Below are 1,590 nucleotides of genomic sequence, written 5' to 3'. Positions count from 1 at the left end.
GGTGCAGAGTTGTAATTTATCAATGGCGGAGAAATATTCCTGATCGTAAGGATAGGTAGGTATTTCAAGAAAGACTGCTGCTTTTAGCTTTTTCAGTTCCTTTACAAAATGAATTGTAAAAGGATTAGCATTATGATAGGAACGTATATATACAAACGAAATGTTCTCTTCTTTTATGTATTGGAGGATAGGATGAAAAAAAATACGCTTTTTCAATTTGGCTGTTATTCCTCTTCCAAGATTAACCAATTCTTTACCATCTATTAACCATTCTCTGTTTCCATTGGGCGTGACTTCATAATGGCAGGTTTGAATGTCAAAACCGCATTTTTTCAAGGCGTTTATTTGGTATCTTATCTTTTTGCTGATGCCGTTATATTCTTGAAAACCATAAAATACAAGAAAAAGAGCTTTCATATACGTGGGTTGCTTATACAAGTTTATAATTGTAAGCTACGGTACAGTTGAACTAACTCGTTGGCTGTATTCTCCCATGAAAATTGCTGCGCCCGCATTAGCCCGTAGTTTACTTGTTTTTGATATAATACATTTTCTGTTTCTAACTTCAACAGAGCATCCGCTATCTTTTCCGGTTCATGTGGATCTACCATTAAAGCTTCTGCCCCCGCAACTTCTGGCATTGCAGAAGTATTACCAATTATAATGGGAGTTCCGCATGCCATAGCCTCAATCATTGGAATACCGAAACTTTCGCGAAGCGAAGGATAAAGAAAAGCAAAGGCAGCGTTATAGAGCATTACTAAATCATGGTTATCAATGTACCCTGGATAGTATAGATGTGATTTGATGTCAGAAATACCTTCTCTCTGTAATAGACTATCGATGTATCCCTCTTTCAAATCAGCGATAAGCAGTGGACGCTTGATTGAGGAGCGCTTTAAATAAAGGCTATATGCCTTTAAGGTTCGTACTGCATTTTTTTTAGGGTCGGTATTTCCCAAAAAAAAGAGAAAATCTTTTTGAGGAATATATTTCTGAACAATATCCATATTTATGTCTGATAACTGGCGAAAATGGGTACTGTAGCCGTTGTAGATGGCTGTGATACGTTCAGATGGAATATTTAGAGTATGGCGAATTCGATTACATTCAAATTGTGATACGGTGATAATCTTTTTACATACTTTTAGGATATGCGGAACTACTAAGCGGCGATAGTGCCACCCCATCTCTTGGTAGAGAGATGGAGTGCGATATTGCCTGGGTTCCAGATATATGATATCATGGAGTGTCAGTACAAGAGGAACTGGGCATCGTAAAGGAGCTGTATTTGAAGTACAATGTAGTAAGTCTACTCCTAAACGTTTTACGGTTTTAGGAAGAGCTATTTGTTCCCAAAGTGGATAGGACGGACATTTTAATTCAATGATAGACAGATTTGCCGATTCTTTTAGACAATGATCTTCACCTGGAGCGACGATTACAAAATAATGGTTACCGTCATTTCTCTTTTGTAGCTCACGAATGGTTTCTAAAGCTACAAAGTCCATTCCATGTTTGTTGAGACGGAAAATGCGTTGAGCCTCAATAGCTATTTTCATACTTTCAATACTTTGTTAGCTTTTACTT

General features: G+C 37.3%; 1 protein-coding gene and 1 pseudogene. Both read right to left on the bottom strand.

Translation table 11 applies throughout. The features are described 5' to 3' along the window. Window positions 1–417 (bottom strand): annotated as a pseudogene (locus BACCELL_RS26935) (glycosyltransferase family 1 protein); the annotation flags it as partial. Window positions 418–440: 23 nt separating this feature from the next. Next, a complete protein-coding gene (locus BACCELL_RS18085) occupies window positions 441–1,562 on the bottom strand; it encodes a glycosyltransferase family 4 protein (RefSeq protein WP_007213416.1) in 1,122 nt (373 codons plus the stop codon). Window positions 1,563–1,590: the final 28 nt, after the last annotated feature.

The organism is Bacteroides cellulosilyticus DSM 14838 (assembly GCF_000158035.1).
Taxonomy (GTDB): Bacteria; Bacteroidota; Bacteroidia; order Bacteroidales; family Bacteroidaceae; genus Bacteroides; species Bacteroides cellulosilyticus.
Note: the sequence above shows the minus strand (reverse complement) of the source record. Positions and strands in the feature narration are given on the sequence as shown.